The 23,348-nt window shown below is 65.1% G+C and carries 23 protein-coding genes; 8 read left to right on the top strand and 15 right to left on the bottom strand.

What is annotated here, in order from left to right:
• The first annotated feature begins 26 nt into the window (after positions 1–26).
• Together recN and ligA are read left to right on the top strand one after the other, a co-directional pair.
• Positions 27–1,697 carry a DNA repair protein RecN gene (recN, locus tag K6301_RS09215; protein WP_247216325.1) on the top strand — a complete coding sequence of 557 codons (1,671 nt, stop codon included), beginning with the start codon at positions 27–29 and terminating at the stop codon, positions 1,695–1,697.
• 78 nt (positions 1,698–1,775) lie between these two features.
• Complete coding sequence (ligA, locus tag K6301_RS09210; RefSeq protein ID WP_247216324.1) at positions 1,776–3,935, top strand: NAD-dependent DNA ligase LigA; 2,160 nt, start codon at positions 1,776–1,778, stop codon at positions 3,933–3,935.
• A gap of 3 nt (positions 3,936–3,938) precedes the next feature.
• Here ligA and K6301_RS09205 read toward each other — a convergent pair whose 3' ends face one another.
• From K6301_RS09205 to K6301_RS09190, 4 genes are all read right to left on the bottom strand, one after another.
• The gene (locus tag K6301_RS09205; RefSeq protein WP_247216322.1) at positions 3,939–4,853 is read right to left on the bottom strand and encodes a M23 family metallopeptidase; all 915 of its coding nucleotides are present in this window, start codon (positions 4,851–4,853) and stop codon (positions 3,939–3,941) included.
• Between the two features lie 127 nt (positions 4,854–4,980).
• Positions 4,981–5,391: a TIGR02588 family protein gene (locus tag K6301_RS09200; RefSeq protein ID WP_247216320.1), complete on the bottom strand. Its 411-nt coding sequence runs from the start codon at positions 5,389–5,391 to the stop codon at positions 4,981–4,983.
• A gap of 7 nt (positions 5,392–5,398) precedes the next feature.
• The gene (locus tag K6301_RS09195; RefSeq protein ID WP_247216318.1) at positions 5,399–6,244 is read right to left on the bottom strand and encodes a TIGR02587 family membrane protein; all 846 of its coding nucleotides are present in this window, start codon (positions 6,242–6,244) and stop codon (positions 5,399–5,401) included.
• Positions 6,245–6,311: 67 nt separating this feature from the next.
• A complete protein-coding gene (locus tag K6301_RS09190) occupies positions 6,312–8,285 on the bottom strand; it encodes a DEAD/DEAH box helicase (RefSeq protein ID WP_247216316.1) in 1,974 nt (657 codons plus the stop codon).
• Positions 8,286–8,562: 277 nt separating this feature from the next.
• On the opposite strand from K6301_RS09190, the gene panC reads away from it, so the two are divergent.
• The 4 genes from panC (at position 8,563) to K6301_RS09170 (ending at position 11,466) form a co-directional block, all read left to right on the top strand.
• A complete protein-coding gene (gene panC / locus K6301_RS09185; protein WP_247216314.1) occupies positions 8,563–9,447 on the top strand; it encodes a pantoate--beta-alanine ligase in 885 nt (294 codons plus the stop codon).
• A gap of 1 nt (position 9,448) precedes the next feature.
• Positions 9,449–10,273 carry a 3-methyl-2-oxobutanoate hydroxymethyltransferase gene (gene panB / locus K6301_RS09180; protein WP_134649554.1) on the top strand — a complete coding sequence of 275 codons (825 nt, stop codon included), beginning with the start codon at positions 9,449–9,451 and terminating at the stop codon, positions 10,271–10,273.
• Between the two features lie 151 nt (positions 10,274–10,424).
• Entirely contained in the window at positions 10,425–11,153 is a 729-nt protein-coding gene (locus K6301_RS09175; RefSeq protein WP_247216312.1) for an AzlC family ABC transporter permease, read from the top strand.
• 1 nt (position 11,154) lies between these two features.
• On the top strand, positions 11,155–11,466 hold the full coding sequence (locus tag K6301_RS09170) for an AzlD family protein (protein WP_247216310.1): 312 nt from the start codon (positions 11,155–11,157) through the stop codon (positions 11,464–11,466).
• Here the strand turns inward: K6301_RS09170 and K6301_RS09165 are convergent.
• The 4 genes from K6301_RS09165 to K6301_RS09150 form a co-directional block, all read right to left on the bottom strand.
• Positions 11,456–13,291 (bottom strand): aminopeptidase P family protein, encoded by a 1,836-nt coding sequence (locus tag K6301_RS09165; RefSeq protein ID WP_247216308.1) that lies wholly within the window; start codon positions 13,289–13,291, stop codon positions 11,456–11,458. The two genes, K6301_RS09170 and K6301_RS09165, sit on opposite strands and share 11 nt — an antisense overlap.
• A 478-nt stretch (positions 13,292–13,769) precedes the next feature.
• Entirely contained in the window at positions 13,770–14,651 is an 882-nt protein-coding gene (locus tag K6301_RS09160; RefSeq protein ID WP_247216306.1) for a 50S ribosomal protein L11 methyltransferase, read from the bottom strand.
• A 67-nt stretch (positions 14,652–14,718) separates the two neighbouring features.
• Positions 14,719–15,318 carry an SCO family protein gene (locus tag K6301_RS09155; RefSeq protein WP_247216304.1) on the bottom strand — a complete coding sequence of 200 codons (600 nt, stop codon included), beginning with the start codon at positions 15,316–15,318 and terminating at the stop codon, positions 14,719–14,721.
• Between the two features lie 122 nt (positions 15,319–15,440).
• Positions 15,441–15,617 (bottom strand): hypothetical protein, encoded by a 177-nt coding sequence (locus tag K6301_RS09150; RefSeq protein ID WP_247216302.1) that lies wholly within the window; start codon positions 15,615–15,617, stop codon positions 15,441–15,443.
• A 219-nt stretch (positions 15,618–15,836) separates the two neighbouring features.
• Between K6301_RS09150 and K6301_RS09145 the strand changes: the two genes are divergently transcribed.
• The gene (locus tag K6301_RS09145; protein WP_134649548.1) at positions 15,837–16,301 is read left to right on the top strand and encodes a chemotaxis protein CheW; all 465 of its coding nucleotides are present in this window, start codon (positions 15,837–15,839) and stop codon (positions 16,299–16,301) included.
• 167 nt (positions 16,302–16,468) lie between these two features.
• On the top strand, positions 16,469–16,822 hold the full coding sequence (locus K6301_RS09140; RefSeq protein WP_134649547.1) for a hypothetical protein: 354 nt from the start codon (positions 16,469–16,471) through the stop codon (positions 16,820–16,822).
• Between the two features lie 54 nt (positions 16,823–16,876).
• On the opposite strand, the gene K6301_RS09135 is transcribed toward K6301_RS09140, so the two are convergent.
• The 7 genes from K6301_RS09135 to K6301_RS09105 all read right to left on the bottom strand — a co-directional run bounded on the left by K6301_RS09135 (position 16,877) and on the right by K6301_RS09105 (position 23,172).
• Positions 16,877–17,380, bottom strand: coding sequence for a CreA family protein (locus tag K6301_RS09135; RefSeq protein ID WP_247216300.1), 504 nt, complete (start codon positions 17,378–17,380; stop codon positions 16,877–16,879).
• Between the two features lie 62 nt (positions 17,381–17,442).
• Complete coding sequence (locus K6301_RS09130; RefSeq protein WP_343298925.1) at positions 17,443–18,189, bottom strand: copper homeostasis protein CutC; 747 nt, start codon at positions 18,187–18,189, stop codon at positions 17,443–17,445.
• A 19-nt stretch (positions 18,190–18,208) separates the two neighbouring features.
• Positions 18,209–19,264, bottom strand: coding sequence for a dipeptidase (locus K6301_RS09125; RefSeq protein ID WP_247216296.1), 1,056 nt, complete (start codon positions 19,262–19,264; stop codon positions 18,209–18,211).
• 57 nt (positions 19,265–19,321) lie between these two features.
• Positions 19,322–20,482, bottom strand: coding sequence for an N-acetylglucosamine-6-phosphate deacetylase (nagA, locus tag K6301_RS09120; RefSeq protein WP_247216295.1), 1,161 nt, complete (start codon positions 20,480–20,482; stop codon positions 19,322–19,324).
• The gene (locus K6301_RS09115) at positions 20,479–21,501 is read right to left on the bottom strand and encodes an SIS domain-containing protein (protein ID WP_247216293.1); all 1,023 of its coding nucleotides are present in this window, start codon (positions 21,499–21,501) and stop codon (positions 20,479–20,481) included. The genes nagA and K6301_RS09115 overlap by 4 nt, the downstream gene beginning before the upstream one ends.
• Positions 21,502–21,523: 22 nt before the next feature.
• On the bottom strand, positions 21,524–22,288 hold the full coding sequence (locus tag K6301_RS09110) for a GntR family transcriptional regulator (protein WP_247216290.1): 765 nt from the start codon (positions 22,286–22,288) through the stop codon (positions 21,524–21,526).
• Positions 22,285–23,172 carry a glucosamine kinase nucleotide-binding domain-containing protein gene (locus tag K6301_RS09105; RefSeq protein WP_247216288.1) on the bottom strand — a complete coding sequence of 296 codons (888 nt, stop codon included), beginning with the start codon at positions 23,170–23,172 and terminating at the stop codon, positions 22,285–22,287. Before K6301_RS09105 ends, K6301_RS09110 begins: the two co-directional genes overlap by 4 nt.
• Positions 23,173–23,348 lie beyond the last annotated feature (176 nt).

Genomic DNA, 23,348 nt, shown 5'->3' with positions numbered 1-23,348 from the left:
GCGATAACAAAGAGATCTGACACGGTATGCTGGCGCAGCTATCGATCCGCGATATCGTCCTGATCGAACGGCTCGATCTTGCGTTCGAGCCGGGCCTGTCCGTGCTGACCGGCGAGACCGGTGCCGGTAAATCCATTCTTCTCGACAGTCTTTCGCTGGCGCTCGGCGGGCGCGGCGACGGTTCGCTGGTGCGACACGGAACGGAGCGCGGCCAGGTCACGGCCGTTTTCGACGTGCCGCTTGATCATGCCGCGCGCGCGCTCCTGCGTGAAAACGGCATCGACGACGACGGTGACCTCATTTTCCGCCGTCAGCAGTCGGCCGACGGGCGCACCAAGGCCTTCGTCAACGACCAGCCCGTCTCCGTGCAGCTCATGCGGCAGGCGGGGCAACGCCTTGTCGAGATCCACGGCCAGCATGACGATCGCGCGCTGGTCGATACGGATGCGCATCGCCTGCTGCTCGATGCCTTCGGCGGTCTCAACGACGCGGCCGCCGATGTCGGCAGGCTTTATCATCAATGGAAGGACGCCGAGCGCACCCTGCGCCGCCATCGCGACAAGGTGGAGGCCGCCGCCCGCGAGGCCGATTACCTGCGCTCCTCGGTCGAGGAGCTCGAGGCGCTGTCGCCGCAGGATGGCGAAGAGGATGCGCTGGCCGAGGTGCGCGCCCGGATGATGAAGGCCGAGCGGATTGCCGGCGACATCAGCGAGGCGAGCGACTTCCTCAACGGCAATGCATCGCCCGTGCCGCTGATCGGCTCCATGGTGCGGCGGCTGGAGCGCAAGAGCCATGAGGCGCCCGGCCTGCTGGAGGAAACCGTCGAACTGCTCGACCAGGCGCTGAACCACCTGTCCGACGCGCAGATGGCCGTTGAGGCCGCGTTGCGCAAGACGGAATACGATCCGAAGGAACTGGAGCGGACGGAAGAGCGTCTCTTTGCGCTGCGCGCGGCCGCCCGCAAGTATTCGGTGCCCGTTACGGGACTGCCGGCGCTGGCGGCGAAGATGATCGCGGATCTCGCCGATCTGGATGCCGGCGAGGAGAAGCTGGTGCAGCTCGAATCGCGGCTCACGGAGGCGCGGGCGGCTTTCGAGATCACCGCGCGCTCGCTTTCGGAAAAGCGCCATCGTGCCGCCGAGGCGCTCGCCGCCGCCGTGATGGCGGAGCTGCCGGCCCTGAAGCTCGAGCGGGCACGTTTCACCGTCGAAATCACCACCGACCCCGAAGGCGGCGCGGAGGAGGGGATCGATACGGTCGAATTCCACGTGCAGACCAATCCGGGCACGCGGCCAGGGCCGATCATGAAGGTGGCCTCGGGCGGCGAACTCTCGCGTTTCCTGCTGGCGCTCAAGGTGGCGCTGGCCGACCGCGGTTCTGCCCCGACCCTCGTCTTCGACGAAATCGACACCGGTGTGGGCGGGGCTGTGGCCGATGCTATCGGCCAGCGGCTGAAGCGGTTGTCGTCGACGGTTCAGGTCCTGTCCGTCACGCATGCCCCGCAGGTCGCAGCGCGTGCGGCAACGCATCTCCTCATCTCCAAGGGGCCGGTCGAGGGCAGCGAAACGGTCGCCACCCGCGTCGCCCGCATGGACGACGGCGCGCGGACCGAGGAGATCGCCCGCATGCTGGCCGGCGCATCCGTGACCGAAGAGGCGCGGGCCGCCGCGGCCCGTCTGCTTTCCGGTGGTGGTTGAGGGGCAACCCCACCCGCACTCCCACCTTTTCTTTCGCCAACTTTGCTCTAAAACCGGTGGCAGAATCCGGAGCATGTCATGGCCAACGCGAAAATCCCTGTCGAGACGCTGACCGAAGAAGAGGCCGCGGCCGAACTGGCCAATCTTGCGGCGGAGATCGCGCGCAACGACGAGCTCTATCACGGGCAGGATGCGCCGGCGATCTCGGACGCGGACTATGACGCGCTGAAGCGCCGCAACGAGGCGATCGAGGCGCGCTTCCCGGCCTTGGTGCGCGATGACAGCCCGTCGCGCCGCGTCGGTGCGGCGCCGCTTCCCACCTTCGCGCCGATCACCCATTCGCGCCCGATGCTGTCGCTCGACAACGCGTTCTCCGACGAGGACGTGCGGGATTTCGTCAATAGCGTCTATCGTTTCCTGGGGCGCCTGCCCGACGAGACGATCGCCTTCACCGCCGAACCGAAGATCGACGGCCTGTCGATGTCCATCCGCTATGAGAACGGCCGCCTCGTATCGGCGGCCACGCGTGGCGACGGAACGACGGGCGAGAACGTGACGGCCAACGTGCTGACCATCAGCGAGATACCGAACCGCCTGCCGCCCGGCGTGCCCGATGTCGTGGAGGTGCGCGGCGAGGTCTACATGGCCAAGAGTGACTTTCTGGCGCTCAACGAGAAGATGGCGGCCGAGGGCCGGCAGACCTATGTCAACCCGCGCAACACGGCGGCGGGGTCGCTGCGCCAGCTCGATGCGAGCGTGACGGCAAGCCGCAAGCTGCGTTTCTTCGCCTATGCCTGGGGCGAGATGTCGTCCATGCCGGCGGATACCCAGTTCGGCATGATCGGCGTGCTGAAATCGTGGGGCTTCCCGGTCAACCCGATGACGCAGCGCCTGACCCGGGTGGAGGATATCATCGCCCACTATCGCGAGATCGGCCTGACCCGGCCGGATCTCGATTACGATATCGACGGCGTCGTCTACAAGGTGGACGAACTGGCGCTGCAGGAGCGGCTGGGCTTTCGGTCCCGTTCGCCGCGCTGGGCGACGGCGCACAAGTTCCCGGCCGAGCAGGCCTTCACGATCGTCGAGAAGATCGACATCCAGGTGGGCCGTACGGGCGCTCTCACACCCGTCGCGCGCCTGACGCCGGTCACGGTCGGCGGCGTGGTCGTCACCAATGCGACCCTGCACAATGCGGATTATATCGAGGGTATCGGCAACAGCGGCGAACGCATCCGCCCCGAGGGGCACGATATCCGCATCGGAGACACCGTCATCGTTCAGCGTGCCGGCGACGTGATCCCGCAGGTGCTCGACGTGGTGATGGAAAAGCGCCCATTGGATGCGGCGTCCTATGTCTTTCCCAAGACGTGTCCGGTCTGTGGCAGCCATGCCGTGCGCGAACGGCACGAGAAGACCGGGCGGCTCGATTCCGTGACGCGTTGCACCGGTGGCTTCGTCTGTCGCGCGCAGGCCGTGGAACACCTCAAGCATTTCGTGTCGCGCAATGCCTTCGATATCGAAGGGCTGGGCGCCAAGCAGATCGACTTCTTCTTCGAGGCGGAGGATGAGGCCCTGCGCATCCGCACGGCGCCCGATATCTTCACCCTCCGGCAACGGCAGGAGGCCTCGCCTCTCGTCAAGCTGGAGAACATCGACGGTTTCGGCAAGGTCAGCGTGCGCAAGCTTTTCGATGCGATCGATGCCCGCCGGTCGATCGCGCTCAACCGCTTCATCTATGCGCTCGGCATCCGCCATGTGGGCGAAACCAACGCCAAGCTTCTGGCGCGCGCGTATGGCACCTACGATGCCTTCGCGACGGCGATGAAGGAGGCCGAAAGCCTGTCCGGCGATGCTTGGAACGACCTCAACAATATCGAGGGCATCGGCGAGGTCGTCGCGCGCGCCATCGTCGAGTTCTACAAGGAGCCGCGCAACCTCGATGTGCTCGACCGGCTGCTGAAGGAAGTCACGCCCGAGGCGGCGGAAGCGGTGGTCGTCTCCTCCAGCCCGGTGGCGGGCAAGACCGTCGTCTTCACCGGTTCGCTGGAAAAGATGACGCGGGACGAAGCCAAGGCCATGGCGGAGCGTCTGGGCGCGAAGGTCGCCGGTTCCGTTTCCAAAAAGACCGATCTCGTCGTGGCCGGGCCGGGAGCGGGTTCCAAGCTCGACAAGGCGCGCGAATTCGACATCGAGGTAATCGACGAGGACGGCTGGTTCGAGCGCATCAAGTCGTGACCGTCATGGCACGCTGACGATCGAGCCGCGGACCAGGAAACGGTCGCCGAACGTTATCGGAACGCCTTCGCCTTCATTGTAGTCGACGGTGCCGCCGAGATAGGCGTGCATGTGCAGATGCGGCTCCGACGAATTGCCGGAATTGCCGACCTGGCCGAGCGTCTGGCCGGCGGTTACCTGTTCTCCCGCGCTGACGGCGATCGACCGGGGTTCCAAATGGGCCAGCAGGACGCGCACCGAGCCGCAGGCGAGGATGACATGGTTCCCGGCCGGCTCCCGGCTGTTCGTTTCCCCGATCGCATTGTCCGCGACGCCGTCATGCGTGGAAATGGCGATGCCGCTGCACGGGCTTTTCACCGTCCTGCCGAAAATCACGTAATCGGCAAGCGCACGCGGCATGACGCCATCGGCGCGCGCACCGAGCCTGTTCAGCGCGACGATGTCGAGCGCGAAGCGCTGGCTCTTGTCGGTATGATGGTTGTTGATCGACGTCGTGCTGCCGCCCTGGCCGATATAGTATTCGCCGCGATCGAAGGGAAACGCGAGGTCGACGGCGGTTTCGTGGTAGCCGTAGCCGGACAGGCCGCGCATCGCGAGCGCCAGGAAGAAGACGCTCATGGCGGCGGTGAAACCGTGTACGCGCACGGGGGAGGCGGCGGTGTTCCACGGACGGTTGCGAACGCGCACGAACGACAGGAAGGCCGCAATGGCGAAGACGGCCGGCAGGATGACGGTGAGCGTAACGCTGAGAAAATCCCAGCGCCCCAGGACCGTGATGAAGACAAGGTAGCATGCACCGTAGAACACGCGCATGAACCACGCCAGCTGGTCGGGCGGGCGCGGCCACCAGAGCCAGATCAGGAAGAAGGCCGGCAGAAAGACCTGTGTCGTCAAGAGGATGGCAAGCGAAAGCTGCATGAGTCAGACCTTGGCGATTGGCCAGGTCTCGCTGATCTCGGACCCCGGCAATTGTCTGCGTTCAATACTCTCCAGCGGGATTGGTTCCGCTTTTCGCGAGTCTATTCCAAGGCTTGCCGTCGTTTTTTTAAGGGCTTGTATAGCCCGCCGGCGCAATCGACATTTCGCCCGCGGCCGGATCGTTGCGGAAGAAGATGGCCCCTTCGGTCTTCGACTGTGCCGCGACATAGTCGAAGAAGACAGGGTTCTCCTCGATCACGCGGCCGTCCTGGATGATCCGGCCGATCACGGTGACGGCCGCGGCTGTCGTCGTGCCTGCATTGGATATATCGAAAGCCACGCGGTAACCGCCGGAGGCTCGTTCCGTCGACACGACGTGGATGGAAAGATCGGGAGGCGTCGTCGGGCGCATGATGGCCTCCCAGCCGAGCCAGCCGAGCATGCCGGCCACGAGGAGTGCGGAGACGACACCGGTCAGCCACTCGATCCAGTGCGGATCCTGTCGTTCGCGCTGACGGCGGTTTTCCTGTTTCGTCATGACATTCTCACAGAATCAACCGTGCGCCGGCAGCACCGAGCGCGGCGGGAAAGCCGAGCACGATCACGGATACCATGATCTCGATTGCCGAACTGTCGCCGAGGCGTTCGAAAATCCAGAGCGTCAGCACGCTGACCGCCAATGCGACGACATAACCGGGCAGCGTGAAGCGCACGAAGGCGTGCCACCACGGCGTTTCGGGCGAAAGCTCGTGTCCGCCGATGAAGGATACGGCATAGACCAGCCCGTGCATCAGCGCGATCGAGAGGAGCGAGACGACGAGAGCGTGCCAGATGGTCATCTTGTAGGAAAGCACCATCATCTCGTCCGTCGGGGCTATGTTGAGCGACAGGAAGAGCGCGCCTGTGCCCATCAGGAAGAGTTCGCTGTGATAGGGCGTTGCTTTTTCCTCGGTGTCGTCGTCCTCATCATCGCCGAGCTGGCTGCGTCCGAGCATGGCGCCGATGCTGGCGGGAACCGATTGCAGGGCAATCTTGCCGATGAGTTCGCTTGCCGACATGTCCCCGCGCAGCAGGCCGAGCGCGGCGAGCACGATGACGCTGGTGAGGATGCCGATACCGTAGGCGACGACCGCGTCGCGCGCGGCATCGCGCCAGCTCACGGTTTTCTCAAAGCCGATGCGGTGCGCCAGAACGACGAGAAGCGGAATGTTGAGGATGAAGAGCAGCAGCAGCCGCTCGCGGGCCATGTAGAAGCCGAGATACCACATTTCCATGGTCATCAGCATGGGCAGTGCGAAGAACAGCGCGCCTGCGACCCCACGGCCGAGGCCCGTTATGAAACGGCTGAATTCGCTTTGATCGTCTTCGGCGGATGCCGTCTGGTCTGCCATCGCGCTTCCCCCACAGAAGTGCGACGGTAACGTGGTGCGGACCCGAATGTTCCGCACCACGAAGGTTCTAGCTGCGATCCGTCTTCTTGAACTTCGGCTTCTTCGGGCCGCCTTCGGGCTTGGCGAATTTCTCGTCGCGCTTGCCCTTGAAGGGCTTCGGTCCACCGAAGGGCTTGCCTGGTTTCTTGGCGGCGTTGTCGTCGCGGTCCTTCCATTGCGGCTTCGCGCTCGCACCTTCGGGCTTTGCGGAATCGGGCTTCTTGTCGAAGTCCTTTTTCTTGCCGAAGCCCGGCTTCTTCTCAAATTCGCCGCGCGGCTTCCAATCGGCGCGACGCTCGCCGCGGAACGGCTTGTCGTAGCGTTGCGTCTTCTCACCCGGCGTGCGCTCGTAGTATTGCGGCGTGAGGTCGGGCATGCCGTCCAGCACGGTCACGCGGACACCACGTTCCAGCATCTTGTCCGGGCCGAGCGCGCCGAGGAAGGCGTCGGAGGCATCGGCGGAAAGCTCGATGTACGTCTCCTCCGGTTGCATCTTGATGGCGCCGATCTCGTTCTTGGTGAGGGCGCCGTTGCGGCACAGCATCGGGATGAGCCAGCGCGGCTCGGCGCGCTGCTTGCGGCCGACGGAAACGGAGATCCAGGTGCTGCGCGCGAAACTGTCACGCGGGCGTTTGGTTTCGGCAGGGATCGCATCGTTGCTGCGCTCGCGCGGCTTGCGCTGCTCCAGCGAGACTTCGACCAGATCCTCCGGCGCAGAGCGGCCGGCCTTGAAGTAGCGCGCGACGGCGGCGGCGAGCTGGCGGGCATCGAACTTGCCGACGAGCGCATCGATGGTCTCGATCTCGTCGTCACCGATCGCGTCGGTCAAAGTCGTATCGGCAAGCAGGCGCTCGTCGTCGCGACGCAGGATTTCCTCGGCCGAGGGCGGGGTCGCCCAGTCGGCCTTGAGGTTGGCGGCCTGCAAGAGGCGCTCGGCCTTGCGGCGGGCACTCAGCGGCACGATGAGCGCGCTCACGCCCTTGCGCCCTGCACGTCCGGTACGGCCGGACCGGTGCAGCAGCGTATCCGGGTTGGTGGGAAGGTCAGCGTGCACGACAAGCTCGAGGTTCGGCAGGTCGATGCCGCGGGCGGCGACGTCTGTCGCGATGCAGACGCGGGCGCGGCCGTCGCGCATGGCCTGCAGCGCGTGCGTGCGCTCGTTCTGGCTGAGTTCGCCCGAGAGCGCGACGACAGAGAAGCCACGATTGTTGAAGCGGGCCGTCAGGTGGTTCACGGCCGCGCGCGTCGAGCAGAACACAATGGCGGTCTGGGCGTCGTAGAAGCGCAACGTGTTGATGATGGCGTTCTCGCGATCGGCCGGCACGCAGAGCAGGGCGCGGTATTCGATATCGACATGCTGCTGGCGTTCCGCGGCCGTCGAGATGCGCATGGCATCGCGCTGGTAGTTCTTCGCAAGCGCTGCGATCTCCTTCGAGACCGTCGCGGAGAACATCAGCGTGCGGCGCTCTTCAGGGGCGGCTTCGAGAATGAATTCGAGGTCTTCGCGGAAGCCGAGGTCGAGCATCTCGTCGGCCTCGTCGAGCACGACGGCGCGAATGGCGGAGAGATCGAGATTGCCGCGCGTGATGTGGTCGCGCAGGCGGCCCGGCGTGCCGACGATGATATGGGCGCCGCGCTCCAGCGCGCGCCGCTCGTTGCGCACGTCCATGCCGCCGACGCAGGAGGCGATGACCGCGCCGGTCAGTTCGTAGAGCCATTCCAGCTCGCGCTTGACCTGCATGGCAAGCTCGCGCGTCGGCGCAATGACCAGCGCCAGCGGGCTTGCCGCGCGGTCGAAGCGCTCTTCGCCTTCAAGCAGCGTAGGGGCGATCGCAAGGCCGAAGGCAACGGTCTTGCCGGAGCCGGTCTGGGCCGACACCAGCGCATCGGCATCGCCGATCTTGGGATCGGAGACGGCGATCTGCACCGGCGTCAAAGTGGTATAGCCGCGTTTTTCCAACGCCTTTGCCATCGCCGGAGCGAGGCTGTCGAAACTCGTCATGTGGGGTCTTCCGGAATTCGGGTTTAGCGGCGATCTTGCACCGCACTCTCAAGCCCGCGGGTGACGGGCATGTTGACGCGCTCTCTACTGGTCAACGGGCGAAATGTACAGTGCGCAAAACGCAAAGCTGCCCGTCAGACGGGCAAAGCGTGCCAAATCCGTTTGCCGATTGTCTTTTTGCGCTGCACAAGATAGAAAATGCCGCCCCGGAAGCGCTCCAGAGAGAATGCACCTGGGATCGCCCGCGGGAGAGGGCGAGAGCAAGGAGGAACCGGCGATGCAGACCTTTACCACCATCGCGGAATTGCGGGCGGCTCTTGCGCCGCACCGGCTGGATGGCCGGACCATCGGCCTCGTCCCGACGATGGGCTATCTTCATGTCGGCCACATGGAACTCGTCCGGCGCGCGCGCGCCGACAACGACATCGTCGTCGCCACCATCTTCGTCAATCCCCTGCAGTTCGGCGCCAACGAAGACCTGTCGCGCTATCCGCGCGATCTCGCGCGCGACCAGGCCATGCTCGAGGCGGAGGGCGTGCACTATCTCTTCGCACCCGGCGTCAAGGACATGTATCCGCAGCCGATGGAGACGGTGGTCGACGTGCCGAAGCTCGGCGCCGAGCTGGAAGGCTCCGTTCGTCCCGGGCATTTCGCGGGCGTTGCCACCGTCGTCACCAAGCTTTTCAATATTGCGGGGCCGGACCGTGCCTATTTCGGCGAAAAGGATTTCCAGCAGCTCACCATTATCCGCCGCATGGTGGCCGATCTCGCCCAGCCGGTCGAGGTGATCGGCGTGCCGACGGTGCGCGAGGCCGACGGGCTCGCCTGTTCGTCGCGCAATGTCTATCTCTCGCCGCAGGAGCGCGCCGCCGCAGCCGTCGTGCCGCGGGCGCTGGACGAGGCCGAGCGGCTGCTTGCCGCGGGAGAGACGGATGCGCGAAAGCTGGAGGCGGCGGTGCGTGCCTTCATCCAAAGCGAGGCGCTGGCCGAGCCCGAAGTCGTTGCGCTTCGCGATCCCCAGACACTGGCCGACGTCACGACCATCGGCGAAAAGCCTGTTCTCCTGTTGCTTTTCGTGCGCTTCGGCAGCACGAAGCTTCTCGATAACCGGGTCCTCGGCCCGAAAAATGCAATGCCTGAACATGCAAAGAAGGTAGCGTGACATGAGCGTACACACCGCCAAGCGCCGTTTGGCCCCCGCCGACATCAAGGCCCTGAAGGGTGAACGCCCCATCGTCAGCCTGACCGCCTATACGACGCCCGTCGCCAAGCTCATGGACCAGCACGTCGATTTCATGCTGGTGGGCGACAGCCTCGGCATGGTGCTCTACGGCCTCGATTCCACCGTCGGCGTGACCCTGGAGATGATGATCGCCCATGGCCAGGCCGTCATGCGCGGTTCGTCGAACGCCTGCGTCGTGGTCGACCTGCCGTTCGGCTCCTACCAGCAGTCGAAGGAACAGGCCTTTGCCACGGCCGCCCGCGTTCTCAAGGAAACCGGCTGTTCTGCCATCAAGCTTGAAGGCGGCGCGGAGATGGCCGAGACGGTGCATTTCCTCACCCAGCGCGGCATTCCGGTGCTCGGCCATGTCGGCCTGATGCCGCAGCTCATCAACACGACCGGCGGTTACCGTTCGCTCGGCCGCAACGACAAGGAAGTCGAAAAGATCCGCAAGGATGCGGCTGCCATTGACGATGCGGGCGCGTTTGCCATCGTCATCGAAGGCACGGTCGAGCCGCTGGCGCGCGAGATCACCGGCGCGGTCAAGGTGCCGACCATCGGCATCGGCGCATCGCCGGCCTGCGACGGCCAGGTGCTGGTGGTCGATGACGTGCTCGGCATCTTCACCGATTTCAAGCCGCGCTTCGTCAAGCATTTCGCCAATCTCGCGCCGCTGATGAGCGAGGCCTTCGCGACCTATGCGCAAGAGGTGAAGGCCCGAAGCTTCCCCGGCCCGGAGCATACGTTCCAGCTCAAGAAGGGCTGACCGCCGGATTTTTTCGGCTCGACTATCGATCAACGGCGTTCGTGCATCGCCGTTGAGGGATCAATTTCGTTGAACGGATCATCAGCCATATTGGTTTGTGAGCGGGGCTTCGCTGCTCTATGGCTTGCAGATTCCCAAGAGAGCGGATGTCATGAGTCCCGAAACGAAAGAAGAATTCCGCGACGCCTTCCGTCGCGGTGGCGCGGTTGCCATCGCGGCCGCCCCGTTCGCCGTGCTGTTCGGCGCGGTTGCCGTCGACAATGGCCTTAGCATCGCCGAGGCGACCTTGATGAGCGCGACGCTCTATGCCGGCGCCAGCCAGCTGGTCGGCGTGGAACTGTTCAACCATCATGTCGCGCCCTGGCTCGTCGTGCTGTCGATCTTCGCCGTGAATTTCCGGCACGTGCTCTATTCCGCCGCCATCGCCCCGCATATCCGCCACCTGACCTTCTGGGAAAAGGCGACATCGCTCTTCCTGCTGACCGATCCGCAATTCGCCGAAACCGAGCGGCGGGCCGACAGGGGCATCCGCGTCAGCTATCTCTGGCTGATGGTGCTGGGCCTCAGCGTCTATGTCCCGTGGCTGTTGCTGACCATTCTGGGAGCTTTCCTAGGCAACCTGATCGGCGACCCCAAGGCTATCGGCATCGATGTTCTGCTGCCGGTCTATTTCATGGGACTGGTGCTCGGTTTCCGCAGCCGGGCGCACTGGCTGCCCGTGGTGCTGGCCTCCGGGGCGGGCTCCATCCTCGCCCTGCATTTCGTCGGTTCGCCCTGGCATGTCAGCCTCGGCGCCCTGGCGGGCATCATCGTGGCCGCGCTGCTGCCGCTCGACAACGCCGAAGCGCCGGCCGGCGACGTCGTCGAAGGGGAGGCGTGACATGGAAAGCCTGTTTCACGCCCAGACGCTGCTCATCATCGCCGCGGCCGCCATCGCGACCTATCTCACGCGCGTCGGCGGCTATGTCTTCATCACGCGCATGAAGCGCATTCCGCCGCGTGCGGAAGCGGCGCTCAACGCCGTGCCGGCCGCGGTCCTGACCACGCTGGTCGCGCCGGCCGCCATTACCGGCGGCTGGGATGTCAGCCTGACCATGGCGATCGCTTTCCTCGTCGGCCTTCGCCTGTCGCTGCTGCCGATGCTCGCCGTGTGCTGGATCGTGGTTATGGTGATCCGTCACCTCATCGTCTGATCGGGGCCGTCGCCTTTTCGAGCCAGGCTTTCGTCGCGTCGTCCGTGAGGAGCGGCGCGATCTTTTCCCGTGTCTGGTCATGATAGGCGTTGAGCCAGTCCAGCTCCTCGTCCGTCAGGAGATGCGCGAGAACGAGCCTGTTGTCGATGGGGCAGAAGGTCAGCGTCTCGAAGCCGAGCATGTCGATATCGCCGCCCGCGACGGGCGCGGCAGGCAGGACATGCACGAGGTTCTCGATGCGGATGCCGAAGGCGCCGGGACGGTAGTAGCCCGGCTCGTTCGACAAGATCATGCCGGGCAGCAGTTCCTGGGTCGCAAGCCGCGAGATGCGCTGCGGACCTTCGTGCACAGAGAGGTAGGAGCCGACGCCGTGGCCGGTGCCGTGGGCGAAATCCGCGCCCGCCTTCCACAAGGCGATACGGGCGAGTGGATCGAGATCGCAGCCGCGCGTGCCCTTGGGAAAGCGGGCGAGGCTGATGGCAATCATGCCCTTCAGCACCAGGGTGAAGAAGCGCTTTTGCTCCTCCGGCACGTCGCCGATGGCGACGGTGCGGGTGATATCCGTCGTGCCGTTGACATATTGCGCGCCCGAATCGATCAGGAACATCGTTCCAGCTTCGATTGCCGTGTCGCTGTCGGTTGTCACCCGATAGTGCATGATCGCGGCATGGGCGCCCGCGCCGGCAATGGTGTCGAAGGACACATCCTTCAGCGGGTTCTGGTGGCGTTCGCCCACTTTGCGGCGGGCCTCCTCCAGCCGTTTCGTCACGCAGATTTCCGTCTGCGAGCCAGGGGTCGTGCTGTCAAGCCAGGCAAGGAACTCCACCATGGCCGCGCCGTCCTGAAGGTGCGCGCGCGCCGAGCCCTGAAGCTCGACGGCGTTCTTGCAGGCGCGGGGCAGGCGGGCGGGATCGGCCGCTTCGACCAGTGTTCCGCCCTTGCTGCGCACGATCTCCGCCAGCGCGAAGGGCGCCTGGTCGGGATCGATCAGGATGCGCTTGCCGGCCGCCGCCAGCTTCGCGACCTCGTCGTCGAACTGCGAGGGCGGCAGCAGATCCGCCAGCTGCGTCAGGTAGGCCTCCGGTTCGATGCCCGTCTTGCGTTTGTCGAGGAAGAGCTGCGGGCGGCCTTCGGCGGGAATGATCGCGCGGGCGAGCGGGTGCGGCGTATGCGGCACATCGCTGCCGCGGATGTTGAAGATCCAGGCGATGGAGGAGGGGTCGGTCACGGCGAGTACATCCGCTCCGGCCTTCGCCGTGGCCGCGGCCATCGTCACCAGCTTGTCCTTCGCCAGCTCCCCGGCATGGTCGATGTCCTGGATGACCACGCGGCCAAGCGGCTCGGCGGGGCGGTCGGTCCAGGCCCGGTCGAGCGGATTGTAGGGCAGGAACACGAGCTGGCCGCCAAGCTCGGCAAGCGCCTTCTCCAAACGGCGCACCTCGGCGCCCGTGTGAAGCCACGGGTCGATCCCGAGACGAAAGCCCTTCGGCCCGTGGTTGCGCAGCCATAGATGCGGCGGTTCCCCGACAAGATCGCCGCCGGTGAAGACAGCGCCGTCGACCTGTTCGGCGAGCTGCGTGACATAGCGCCCGTCCACGAAGACGATCGCCCTGTCGCGCAAGACAAGCGCGATGCCGGCGGAGCCGGTGAACCCCGTCAGCCAGGAAAGCCGCTCGGCGGAGGCCGGCACGTATTCGCCCTGATATTCATCGGCGCGCGGCACGAGGAAGCCGTCGATGCCGAGCGCATCGAAGGTGGCGCGCAGCGCGTCCACGCGCGCGCGGCCGAACTGGGGCGTGGAGGTGACGTCGAAACTCTGGAACATGGGGCTTCCGATGCGGCGTTGAATCGTGAGCGGCAATCTATCCCATCGCCGGGTGGCGTCAAAGGCGGGGCGGTGGTTTCGCACGGGAGAGCGCGTAACTATGCGCTGCGTGCATGGCACCCATGCCCCATTAGCGCTGTCCAGTTTTTCGGAATCGTCTATAAGCGGCGCCAACGAAGCGAACACAAAACGCGCTTCAAGCGAAACGAAGTGAACTCCTCCTCCCACGCTTCGTATCGCGGAATAAATGCCGAAAGGCACAAAGCTAGGTGTTTCGATCAGGCGTCTTTCTGGTCACTCCTCCTCCCTCCTCCGGGAAGGCGTTCGGAACACGTAGGACCGCTTGAGCGCTCCTCCTCCTCAAGCTCGCGGTCTGGCCGGTTCGCCGGTCCAATAGGCGGTGCCTCTGGCACCGCCTTTTCTTTTGCCTGCTCTTCAAAAACTTAAAGGGCGGGGAAATCCCCGCCCGCAATGCCGTTCAGCGCCGGTTGTCGAGATGGATGGTGACCCAGCCTTCGCGCCATATCGTGCGCACGTGGCGCAGGCCGAGGCTGTTATAGGCCGCCAGCACCTTCCAGCGCTGCGAGGCGAGGATGCCCGACAGGATGACGCCGCCGCCCGGGGCAAGCCGGGCCGCAAGCTGCGGGGCCATGCGCATCAGCGGTCGGGCGAGGATATTGGCGATGATAAGGTCGAAGGGACCGTGGCGGCCGAAGGCGGTGGAATGAAAGCCGGGTGCGGTTTCCAGTGCGATGCCCGAGGCGATGCCGTTGAGGCGAACGTTCTCGCGCGCGACACGGGTGGCGATCGGGTCGATGTCGGTGGCCAGCACCGTGACGGGGGCGAGCTTGCGGGCGGCGATGGCGAGCACGCCGCTGCCGGTGCCGAGGTCCAGCACGCGCCTGACCCTGCGTGCGCGCATGACGTTATGGATCATCTCCAGGCAGCCGGCCGTCGTTCCGTGATGTCCCGTGCCGAAAGCCTGGCCGGCATCGATCTCGATGGCGATTTCGCCGATACGGGCCGTACCGCGGTCATGCGAGCCATGCACGACGAAGCGTCCGGCGCGCACCGGCTTCAGGCCTTCCAGCGACTTGGCGATCCAGTCGATATCGGGCAGCTCCTCGCGTTGGATCTGAACACCGGGGAAGTCGGCGGCGAGCAGGGCGGCGAACCGGTCGTAAACCTCGGCCTCGTCGGGCTGGAAGACGTAGACGGAGGCTTCCCAGATGTCGTTCTTCTCGTCGATCTCCATCGTCGCGATGGCGAAGCCCTCTTCTTCGAAAGCATCGCTCATCAGCGCGAGCGCGTGCTCCGCCTGCTTTTCGGTGGTGGAAATGTAGAGGCGGATTTCGCTCACGGCTCTTGGTCCCTGTTGTTTGCGGACCGCCTAGCATGTCCGAAAGTCGAGGGCAAAGGCCGAATGGTCATCGCGTGATGAGGTTGGCCAGCTTCTGTTCCGCGGTCTCGGCATTCTCGCCATAGGCGATGGTCCCGACGAATCGGCCTTTCGCATCGAGCAGGAAGACCGAGGCCGTGTGGTCCATGGTGTAGTCGCCGTCGGGCTTTGCCTCGTCGAGCGGCACCTTGCGGTAATAGACGCGGAAACCCTTGGCCATGTCCAGCACCTTGGACGGTTCGCCGGAAATGCCCGTGATGCGCTTCGAGACGTTGCCGACATACTGGCCGATCAGCTCGGGCGTATCGCGTTCGGGATCGATCGTCACGAAATAGGCCTGCAGCTTCGAGCCATCGGGATCGACCTTGCCGAGCCAGCCGTTCAGTTCGAACAGCGTCGTCGGGCAGACTTCCGGGCAATGGGTGAAGCCGAAGAACAGCGCCGTGGGCTTGCCGGTGAAGGCCTTTTCGGTGATCGGCGTGCCGTCCTGCGCGACAAGCTGGAAGGGAACGCCAAAGGGTTCGCCGGCGATCTGGTCCTTTGCCCGCGTCATTTCCAGCGTCAGCCAGCCGAGCAGGCCGGCGATGAGCGCGACGGCGATCCAGAGTACGAGACGCAGGGTTTTCATGGCAATCCTTCGAGAGGCGGGGTCGGCGCGTGTTCCCGCGCTTCTTAATCCCTAGCGCAGGGTCGCGCAAACGCGCCATTTGACGCAAGGGGAGACACCGCGGGCGGCTCGCGCAATCGTGATCAGAAGCACCAAGCCATGCCCGATTCGGCGAGGCTGAGCAGGATCGCCGGCCCGTGCTCGAGCCAGCCCGCGAACGCCGCCGTTGCCGCCATGATGCTGAGCCCCAGCGCGATCAGCACGGCGGGAAGGAGCGTATATCTGCGCGCAGTATCCTTCATCGCCGCAGTATAGGCCAAAAGAGGGCATTTTCCAACCGCGCCTGCGCGCCACCGGCCTCCACAGCCGGAAATACCGTTTCAGGCTACGGTCCTTTAGTCTTTGTTTAATCTCTCTTTGCCACTTTCGAGCAACGCGCAAAGGGCGGCAAATCCGCCGGACATGATGTCCGCCGTGCGCCGGAGACGGCGAGCTGCGCAATTCAAACCGTTTCCTTGTCTCTGGAAAGAGGTCCATCCATGTCCAATGCCATCAAGCAGTCCGGCGCCTATCTCGAAATCGTCTCGTTCCATCTGGGCGAGCAGGAATTCTGCATCGACATCATGGCCATCCGCGAAATCCGCGGCTGGGCTCCGGTGACGCCGATGCCGCATACGCCCCCCTATGTGCTGGGCCTCATCAACCTGCGCGGCGCCGTCATTCCCGTGATCGACATGGCCTGCCGCCTCGGCATGAAGATGACGGAGCCCTCCGAGCGCTCGGCGATCATCGTCACGGATATCGCCGGCAAGCTGGTCGGCCTGCTGGTCGAGCAGGTATCCGACATGATGACCATCAAGAGCGAGGAGCTCCAGCCGGCACCGGAAATCATTCCGGAGGCACAGCGTGCCTTCTGCCGTGGCATCGTCGCCCTGGAGAAGTCGATGGTCTGCTTCCTGAACCTGGATACGGTCATCGCGGACGAACTCGCCCAGGCTGCCTGAGGCGACGCCGGGCGACAAGCTGATCTTGCGCGGGTTTTGGCGTGTATAACGCGCCGCCGAAAACATTAATTATCGTTCATGTTGGGTTTTTCGCAAAACCCGGCAGGAACAATCGCGGGATGTTCCCATTCTCCCCCTGCATTTCAATCCAACAGTGGAGAATGAAAATGAACAAGACTGTTACCATCGCCCTTGCTTCGCTTCTCGCCGTTTCGCCGGTTGCCGGCATCGCGCATGCCCAGTCCGCCACCACGACGGAAACCATGACGACCGGCTCGATCTCCGCCGACAACGTGTCCGTCGTGACGCTGTCCTCGCTGGAAAACGACAGCTCGTCCAAGGGTGAATACGATCGCCTGAACGCCAAGGCCCAGGACGCCGCTGCTGTTGCCAAGACGCAGGACGAACTGCGCACCGATACGGCCCTGACGGACGTCCTCGTCTCGAAGAACGTTCAGCTCGAGAACGTGATCGACGTAACGACCGCAGCGAATGGCGGCAAGATCGTTTACGTCAAGTAAGCGGCTTCCACCGTCAAGAAAAAGCCCCGGTCACCGTAAGGTGCCGGGGTTTTTTTACGGCTTGCCGTTCGTCCAAGTGACGTTTTCGCCATAGAGCGGCACGGTCGATATCGACATCTTCGCCGAACCGTCCGTCAATTCGCGGGAATGGGCGAGATAGATCAGCGTGTCGTTCTTCTTGTCATAGACGCGCGTGACGATCAGCGATTTCCAGATCAGCGACAGGCCGGACTTGAACACCTCCTCGCCGCCGCGCGATAGGTCGATCTCGCCGATCGTGACCGGCCCCGTCTGGCGGCAGGCGATGGCGTTGTTGGACGGATCCTCGAACCAGTTTCCGTTCTTCAGCCGGTCGATGACGCTGCGGTCGAAATAGGTGACATGGCAGGTGACGCCGGAAATCTTCGGATCGCTCACCGCATCGATGTAGATATCGTTGCCGATCCAGTCGACGCCCACCTTGCCGACGGTTTCTGCCGCCGCGGGAAGGGCGGCAAGCGTCAGGAGGGTGGCGGCAAGCACGGTGCGCAGGCGCGGCAGGACGGATGACAGGGGCATGGCGGTCTCCATTGTTTCGCTGACACGTAAGGATGGCCGCCCGCCGCGCGCAAGTGGCGCGGTCAGGATTTTGCAGCGGCGATGGTTTCGCGCACGGCGTTCTCGTCGGTGATCGTCAGCTGATATTCGCGATCCTTCTCGGTGCCGCCCATGCCGACATGCGGATTTCGGAAGACCATGCCGCTTGGAACCGTTGTGAGGGCGGCGAAATGCAGCTCGGTGAGGCCCGTCGCATCCCGCACGGCGCGAATGTTTGCGGCATCCAGCCCGCCGCAGCCCATGATGACGATGCGGCCGGCCGCCTGTTCTGCCGCTTGCTTCAGGATGGCAATGCCTTCCACGGCGGTGTCGCGCTGTCCGGACGTCAGAACGCGGTCGACGCCGCAGCGCACGAGCGCTTCCAGCGCTTCACCGGCATCGGCCGTCATGTCGAAGGCGCGGTGGCAGGTGACGGACATGGGGCGCGCGGCTTCCACCAGCGCCTTGGTGCGTGCCTCGTCGATCCGCCCATCCGGCGTCAGGCAACCGATGACGACGCCCGATACGCCTTCGGTGCGAAGCGCCGTCACGTCCTCCAGCATGCTGGCGAACTCGGCCTTGGAATAGAGGAAATCGCCGCCACGCGGGCGGATGATGACGTGAACCGGGATATGCGCCGCCTTCACGGCGGCGCGGATGGTGGCAAGGCTCGGCGTCAGGCCGCCTTCCAGCAGGCTGGCGCAGAGTTCCACCCGGTCCGCGCCGGCGGCCTGGGCGGCAAGGAAGCCGTCTATGCCTTCGACGCACAGTTCGATGAGAGGCTTGGACATGACGGGTCTCCGCAGTTGCTCAGGCTTCATGCCAGACGGTTTTGAGAAGTCGCAGCCAGTTTTCGCGGCACAGTTTCGCCAGGTCGTCTTCGCCGTAGCCCGCCGACCGCAGGGCTTCGACGAGCGCCTGGTTTCCGGCGGCGTCGCCGATGGCGGAAGGAATGGTCGCGCCGTCGAAATCCGAACCGAGCGCCACGCAGTCGATGCCCATGCGCTCGACCATGTAGTCGATATGCCGCACCATGTCGGACAGGGGGGTGTCCGGGTTTTCGAGACCATCGGGCCGCAGCATGGTGGTGGCGTAGTTGAGCCCGGCGATGCCCTTGCGTTCGCGGATCGCGTCGAGCTGGCGGTCCGTCAGATTGCGCGAGATCGGTGTGAGGGCGTGCGCGTTGGAATGGGTCGCGACCAGCGGCTGCGTGCTGACGCGCTCGACATCCCAGAAGCCTTGTTCCGTGATATGGGCAAGGTCGATCATGATGCCCATGCGGTCGCACGCCTTCACCAGTTCGATGCCTGCATGCGTCAGTCCGGGGGCCGTATCCGGCGAGGAGGGGAAGGCGAAGGGCACGCCATGGCCGAAGCGGTTGTGCCGGCTCCAGACGGGACCGAGCGAGCGCAGGCCGGCGGCGTAGAGCGTTTCGAGCGTCGACAGGTCCTCGGCGATCGGTTCGCAGCCTTCGACATGGAGCACGGCGGCGAAGCGGCCAGCGGCCATGGCCGCGCGGATGTCGGCGGTGGAGCGGCAGATGGCAAGCGCCTCGGCGCGCTCCAGCCGGAAAGCGATGGCCCCCATCGACAGCGCCGTGTTCAGCGCCTCCTGCTGGTTCAGCGGGCCGACCATGCGGATGTTGTAGTGGCCGTTCGCATCGACCTCGCGCGGCGGGTAATCCTCGTTGGGCGGGATGAAGATGGCGCAGAAACCACCGGCAAGGCCGCCCTTGCGCGCACGCGGGCCATCGATATGGCCGAGTGTCGTTCCCTGCACGAATTCGGCAACCGGATCGGCGCCCGCCTTCGCGTTCTCCCACAGCCGCAGCAGTACGTCGTTATGGCCGTCGAAGATCAGTTGCATGCGCCGCTCCTATGCTTGTCGCGCCGGTAGAGCCGATTCCGCCAGCATCGGCAAGGATCAGGCGGCGAAGACCGGCGTGCCGCCGATCCAGGTCGAGACCACGTTTACGCCATCATCGATGACGGCGAAATCGGCGTCGTGGCCATGGGTCAGCCGCCCCTTGCGTCCCGTCATGCCGATGGCCTCGGCGGGATAGAGCGAGGCCATGCGCAGCGCTTCCTCCAGGTCGACGCCGACCGCCTTGTGCATGAACCGGATGCAGGACGCCATGTCGATATCGGCCCCGGCCAGCGTGCCGTCGGCGAGCGTCAGGCGTCCGCCTTCGCGGAAGATCTCCCGGCCGTTGAGGAAGAAGCTCGTCATATCCGTGCCGAGCGGCGACATGGCGTCGGTGACCAGGAAGATGCGGCCGGGGCCGCGCTTGGCGCGCAGCGCCGTGCCGATCGATACGGGATGCACATGGTATCCGTCCGCGATGAGACCGGCATTGATATGGCCGAGATCGAGAGCCGCGCCCACCATGCCGGGCTCGCGGTTGCCGAGCTGGCTCATGGCGTTGAAAAGGTGCGTCGTCATGTGCGCGCCGGCCGCGACGGCGGCGGCCGCGGTGGCGTAGCCGCAATCGGAATGGCCGAGGCTGACGGTGACGCCGGCTGCGTGCAGGGCGGCGATCTGCTCGTTGGTGGCGTTCTCGGGCGCGAGCGTCATCAGGAGGGCATCGAGACCCGTGCGGGCCGCGATGGTGCGCGCAAGGTCTTCCTGTTCCATGGGCCGGATGAAGGCCGGGTCATGTGCGCCCTTGCGCGCGATGGAGAGATGCGGGCCCTCCAGGTGAAGGCCGAGAAAGCCGGGAACGGCTGCGGCCCGCGCCGCAAGGCCGGCATCGATCGCGGCCGTCGTGACGGCAACGCTGTCGGTGATCAGCGTCGGCAGGAGGGCCGTGGTTCCGAAACGGGCGTGCGCCGCGCAGATGGTGCGGATGCCCTCGACATCGGGACGCTCGTTGAGCAGTACGCCGCCGCCGCCATTGACCTGCAGGTCGACGAAGCCGGGAACGAGCGACAGCCCGTCCATCGGCACGATACGGGCTTCGGCCGGCACATCGCGGTACGACGCGATGGCGGCGATCCTGCCGTCCGCAATCAAAAGCGCGCTGTGCTCATGCCAGAGATCGCCATCGAAAATGCGGGCGCCGGTAATGGCGGTGAGCGCTGTCATCGGGTTTCCGTCACTTTCTTGAGGTTGACCGGCTTGTCGGGGTCGAGGCCCTTGCCGCGCGACCAGGCCTCCACGAAGCCGTAGAAGGGCACGATCAGCGCCAGCGCATCGGTGATCGGATGGCCGGTGGCGACAAAGGGCAGCGTGCGCGCCGCCTTCGCGGTGTCAGAGGTCACGCAGGCATAGGCGCCCCGCTCGGCAAGGCCATCGGCCATGCCGGTGACGGAGGCTTCCGCAGCGTCGCGTGCGGCGAGCGCGATGACGGGAAACGACGGGCCGACAAGCGCCACCGGACCATGCACCACCTCTGCCGAGGAATAGGCTTCGGCATGCATGCCCGACGTTTCCTTGAACTTCAGCGCGGCCTCGCTGGCTATCGCCAGGCCGGGGCCTCGGCCGAGAACGTAGAGCGACTGGGCGTCCTTCAGGTCGCCGGCGAGGTCAGACCAGTCCAGCGCCACGGCCCTGGCGAAATGTTCCGGCAGGTCCTGAACGGCCCGGCCGAGCGCGGTGTCGCCCGTCCATTCGGCCAGCACGGCGAGGCCTGCGACGATGGAGTTCACATAGGACTTCGTCGCGGCGACGGAGAGTTCGGGACCGGCCGACAGATCGAGCGAGTGCGTGCAGGCTTCAGCGAGCGGCGAGGGCAGGGTGTTGGTGAGCGCGATGGAGACCGCACCGCCCTTCGTGGCGCCATCGGCCATGGCGACGATATCGGGGCTCTTGCCGGACTGGGAAATGGCGATGGCCGCGCCGCCGGCCAGTTTCAGGCGTGCACCGTAGATCGAGGCGAGCGAGGGGCCGAGCGAGGCGACGGGCCGGCCGGCCGTCAGTTCGATGGCATATTTCAGGAAGAGGGCGGCGTGGTCGGACGAGCCGCGTGCGACGGTCACGAAAAACTGCGGGTCGCGTTCGCGCAAAGCCAGGCCGGCCGCTTTGATCGCACCGGCCGACTGTGTCAGCACGCGGGCCGCGGCCTCGGGGATTTCGTTGATTTCTTTGCGCATATTGGTCTGCATGGACGTCTCTTTCAGGTAGGGCTCACGTGTCGGACAGCGTGAGCTCGGCGACGAAGTCATAGGCGTCGCCGCGATAGATGGAGCGGGTGAACTCGACCACCCGGCCCGTGCGAAGATAGGAAACACGCTCGATGGAGAGCCCCGCCGAACCGGGCGGCACGCCGAGGATGGACGCGTCGGGATCCTTCATGTTGTAGGCGGAGATGCGCTGGACGGCGCGCACCGGCCGGCAGCCGCGCTTTTCCAGCGCCGCGTAAAGCGAATCCTGCACCTGCAACGGTTCCGGCAGGAACTCCGCGGAAATGCAGGCGCGTTCGATGGCGAGCGGCATGCTGTCGGCGATGCGCAGGCGGCCCAGTCGCGCGACCAGGGCATCGGCCGGCAGGCCGAGCATCATCATCTCGTCGGGCGAGGGTTGGAACAGGCCCCGGTCGAGCCATTCGGCGCGCGTCGTGAGGCCACGCCGTGCCATGTCCTCGGTGAAGGAGGTGAGGCGCGAAAGGGACTGCTGCACCTTGGAGACCGGCTTGGCGACAAAGGTGCCGGAGCCGTGGCGGCGCACCAGAAGTCCGTCCTTGACGAGATCGTCCACCGCCTTGCGCACGGTCACGCGGCTGACATTGGCGTGGTCGGCCAGATCGCGCTCGGCGGGCAGGGCATCGCCGTAGTTCAGCCGACCGGAGGTGATCGCCTCTTCCAGCGTCTGACGCAGCTTCACATAGAGCGGGCCGGGCACGCCCGATTGCAGGCTGTTGGGCGGCAGGATGGCGGACAGCGGCGTCGTCATGCGGCCGCTCCCGTACGCTCCCGGTAGCCCTTGGCGGCGAGCGCGACCGCACCCGTCAGGGCATCGGCCTCGGCCTCCATCAGGATCGCGCGGTGCCCCTGCGAGAGCCATTCGGGATAAAGCGGCGCAAGCCCGCCGAGCAGGCACAGGCGCGGCGCGCCGGCGAGCTTCATGATGGCGTCGAGGGCCTCGTTGACGGACGCGGCCGCCGCCTCGACGATCGCCAGCGCCTGGCGGTCGCCCTGGCGGGCATGGTCGAAAATCAGCGGCGCGAAACGACCGAAGTCGCCGGGCTTGGACAGCCGGGCGAACTCGACGATGCTGCGCGGATCGCCCTTGAATTCGTCCAGAACGGCGTCGGTCACGGTCGAGCGCGGACGCACGCCGTCATGGGCGAGCAGCGCTTCCTGCAGGAGGGCATGGCCGAGCCGCGCGCCGCCGCCGAGATCGCCGACCGTAAAGCCCCAGCCGCCGATGTAACGCACCGTGCCGTCCTTGCGGCCCATATAGATGGAGCCGGTGCCGAGGATCGCCACCGCGCCGTCCTCGTCGCCGATCGCGCCTTGCAGGGCGACCAGGCCGTCCGAGTCGATGTCGGTATGCCGGAAGGGCAGGCGGTCGTGCACGTAGCGGGTGAGGTCGCCGACATTGGTGCCGGCAAGGCCGAGAAAGGCGGAGGCGCTGTTGATGCCGGCCTCGTCGAGGCCCGCATCGCGGTAGGCGGCCTTTGCCGCCTCGGTGATCGAGATGATCGCGTTGTTGGGATCAGTAAGGATGTTGGCCGCGCCGCTCTTGCCGCGCCCCAGAACCATGCCATCAGGTGTGGCGACGGCTGCGCGGCAGCTGGTGCCTCCGCCATCGATGCCGAGAATGTAATGGGTCATGGCCACCTCCGGAGACGACGATACCAAAAAAATACCATTAACCAAGGGGTATGGTGGTATCGAAGCGCGACTTTCTCCTAATTGACTGTTTTAAATATATAAAAATGAACGCGGTCAAAAAATTGGTCTCAAAAATTAATTCTCTATGGACAAGTGGTATTTTTTTGGCATTAATT

Origin of the sequence: Shinella oryzae, from assembly GCF_023038235.1 — a bacterium.
Lineage (GTDB): Bacteria > Pseudomonadota > Alphaproteobacteria > Rhizobiales > Rhizobiaceae > Shinella > Shinella sumterensis.
The sequence above is the reverse complement of the archived record's forward strand: the minus strand, read 5'-3'. Positions and strand labels throughout refer to the sequence as shown.

Bases quoted from the DNA above. Each gene is read 5' to 3' on its own strand.
- recN (WP_247216325.1), top strand. From the start codon at position 27: ATGCTGGCGCAGCTATCGATCCGCGATATCGTCCTGATCGAACGGCTC.
- ligA (WP_247216324.1), top strand. From the start codon at position 1,776: ATGGCCAACGCGAAAATCCCTGTCGAGACGCTGACCGAAGAAGAGGCC.
- K6301_RS09205 (WP_247216322.1), bottom strand. From the start codon at position 4,853: ATGCAGCTTTCGCTTGCCATCCTCTTGACGACACAGGTCTTTCTGCCG.
- K6301_RS09200 (WP_247216320.1), bottom strand. From the start codon at position 5,391: ATGACGAAACAGGAAAACCGCCGTCAGCGCGAACGACAGGATCCGCAC.
- K6301_RS09195 (WP_247216318.1), bottom strand. From the start codon at position 6,244: ATGGCAGACCAGACGGCATCCGCCGAAGACGATCAAAGCGAATTCAGC.
- K6301_RS09190 (WP_247216316.1), bottom strand. From the start codon at position 8,285: ATGACGAGTTTCGACAGCCTCGCTCCGGCGATGGCAAAGGCGTTGGAA.
- panC (WP_247216314.1), top strand. From the start codon at position 8,563: ATGCAGACCTTTACCACCATCGCGGAATTGCGGGCGGCTCTTGCGCCG.
- panB (WP_134649554.1), top strand. From the start codon at position 9,449: ATGAGCGTACACACCGCCAAGCGCCGTTTGGCCCCCGCCGACATCAAG.
- K6301_RS09175 (WP_247216312.1), top strand. From the start codon at position 10,425: ATGAGTCCCGAAACGAAAGAAGAATTCCGCGACGCCTTCCGTCGCGGT.
- K6301_RS09170 (WP_247216310.1), top strand. From the start codon at position 11,155: ATGGAAAGCCTGTTTCACGCCCAGACGCTGCTCATCATCGCCGCGGCC.
- K6301_RS09165 (WP_247216308.1), bottom strand. From the start codon at position 13,291: ATGTTCCAGAGTTTCGACGTCACCTCCACGCCCCAGTTCGGCCGCGCG.
- K6301_RS09155 (WP_247216304.1), bottom strand. From the start codon at position 15,318: ATGAAAACCCTGCGTCTCGTACTCTGGATCGCCGTCGCGCTCATCGCC.
- K6301_RS09145 (WP_134649548.1), top strand. From the start codon at position 15,837: ATGTCCAATGCCATCAAGCAGTCCGGCGCCTATCTCGAAATCGTCTCG.
- K6301_RS09140 (WP_134649547.1), top strand. From the start codon at position 16,469: ATGAACAAGACTGTTACCATCGCCCTTGCTTCGCTTCTCGCCGTTTCG.
- K6301_RS09135 (WP_247216300.1), bottom strand. From the start codon at position 17,380: ATGCCCCTGTCATCCGTCCTGCCGCGCCTGCGCACCGTGCTTGCCGCC.
- K6301_RS09130 (WP_343298925.1), bottom strand. From the start codon at position 18,189: ATGTCCAAGCCTCTCATCGAACTGTGCGTCGAAGGCATAGACGGCTTC.
- K6301_RS09125 (WP_247216296.1), bottom strand. From the start codon at position 19,264: ATGCAACTGATCTTCGACGGCCATAACGACGTACTGCTGCGGCTGTGG.
- nagA (WP_247216295.1), bottom strand. From the start codon at position 20,482: ATGACAGCGCTCACCGCCATTACCGGCGCCCGCATTTTCGATGGCGAT.
- K6301_RS09115 (WP_247216293.1), bottom strand. From the start codon at position 21,501: ATGCAGACCAATATGCGCAAAGAAATCAACGAAATCCCCGAGGCCGCG.
- K6301_RS09110 (WP_247216290.1), bottom strand. From the start codon at position 22,288: ATGACGACGCCGCTGTCCGCCATCCTGCCGCCCAACAGCCTGCAATCG.
- K6301_RS09105 (WP_247216288.1), bottom strand. From the start codon at position 23,172: ATGACCCATTACATTCTCGGCATCGATGGCGGAGGCACCAGCTGCCGC.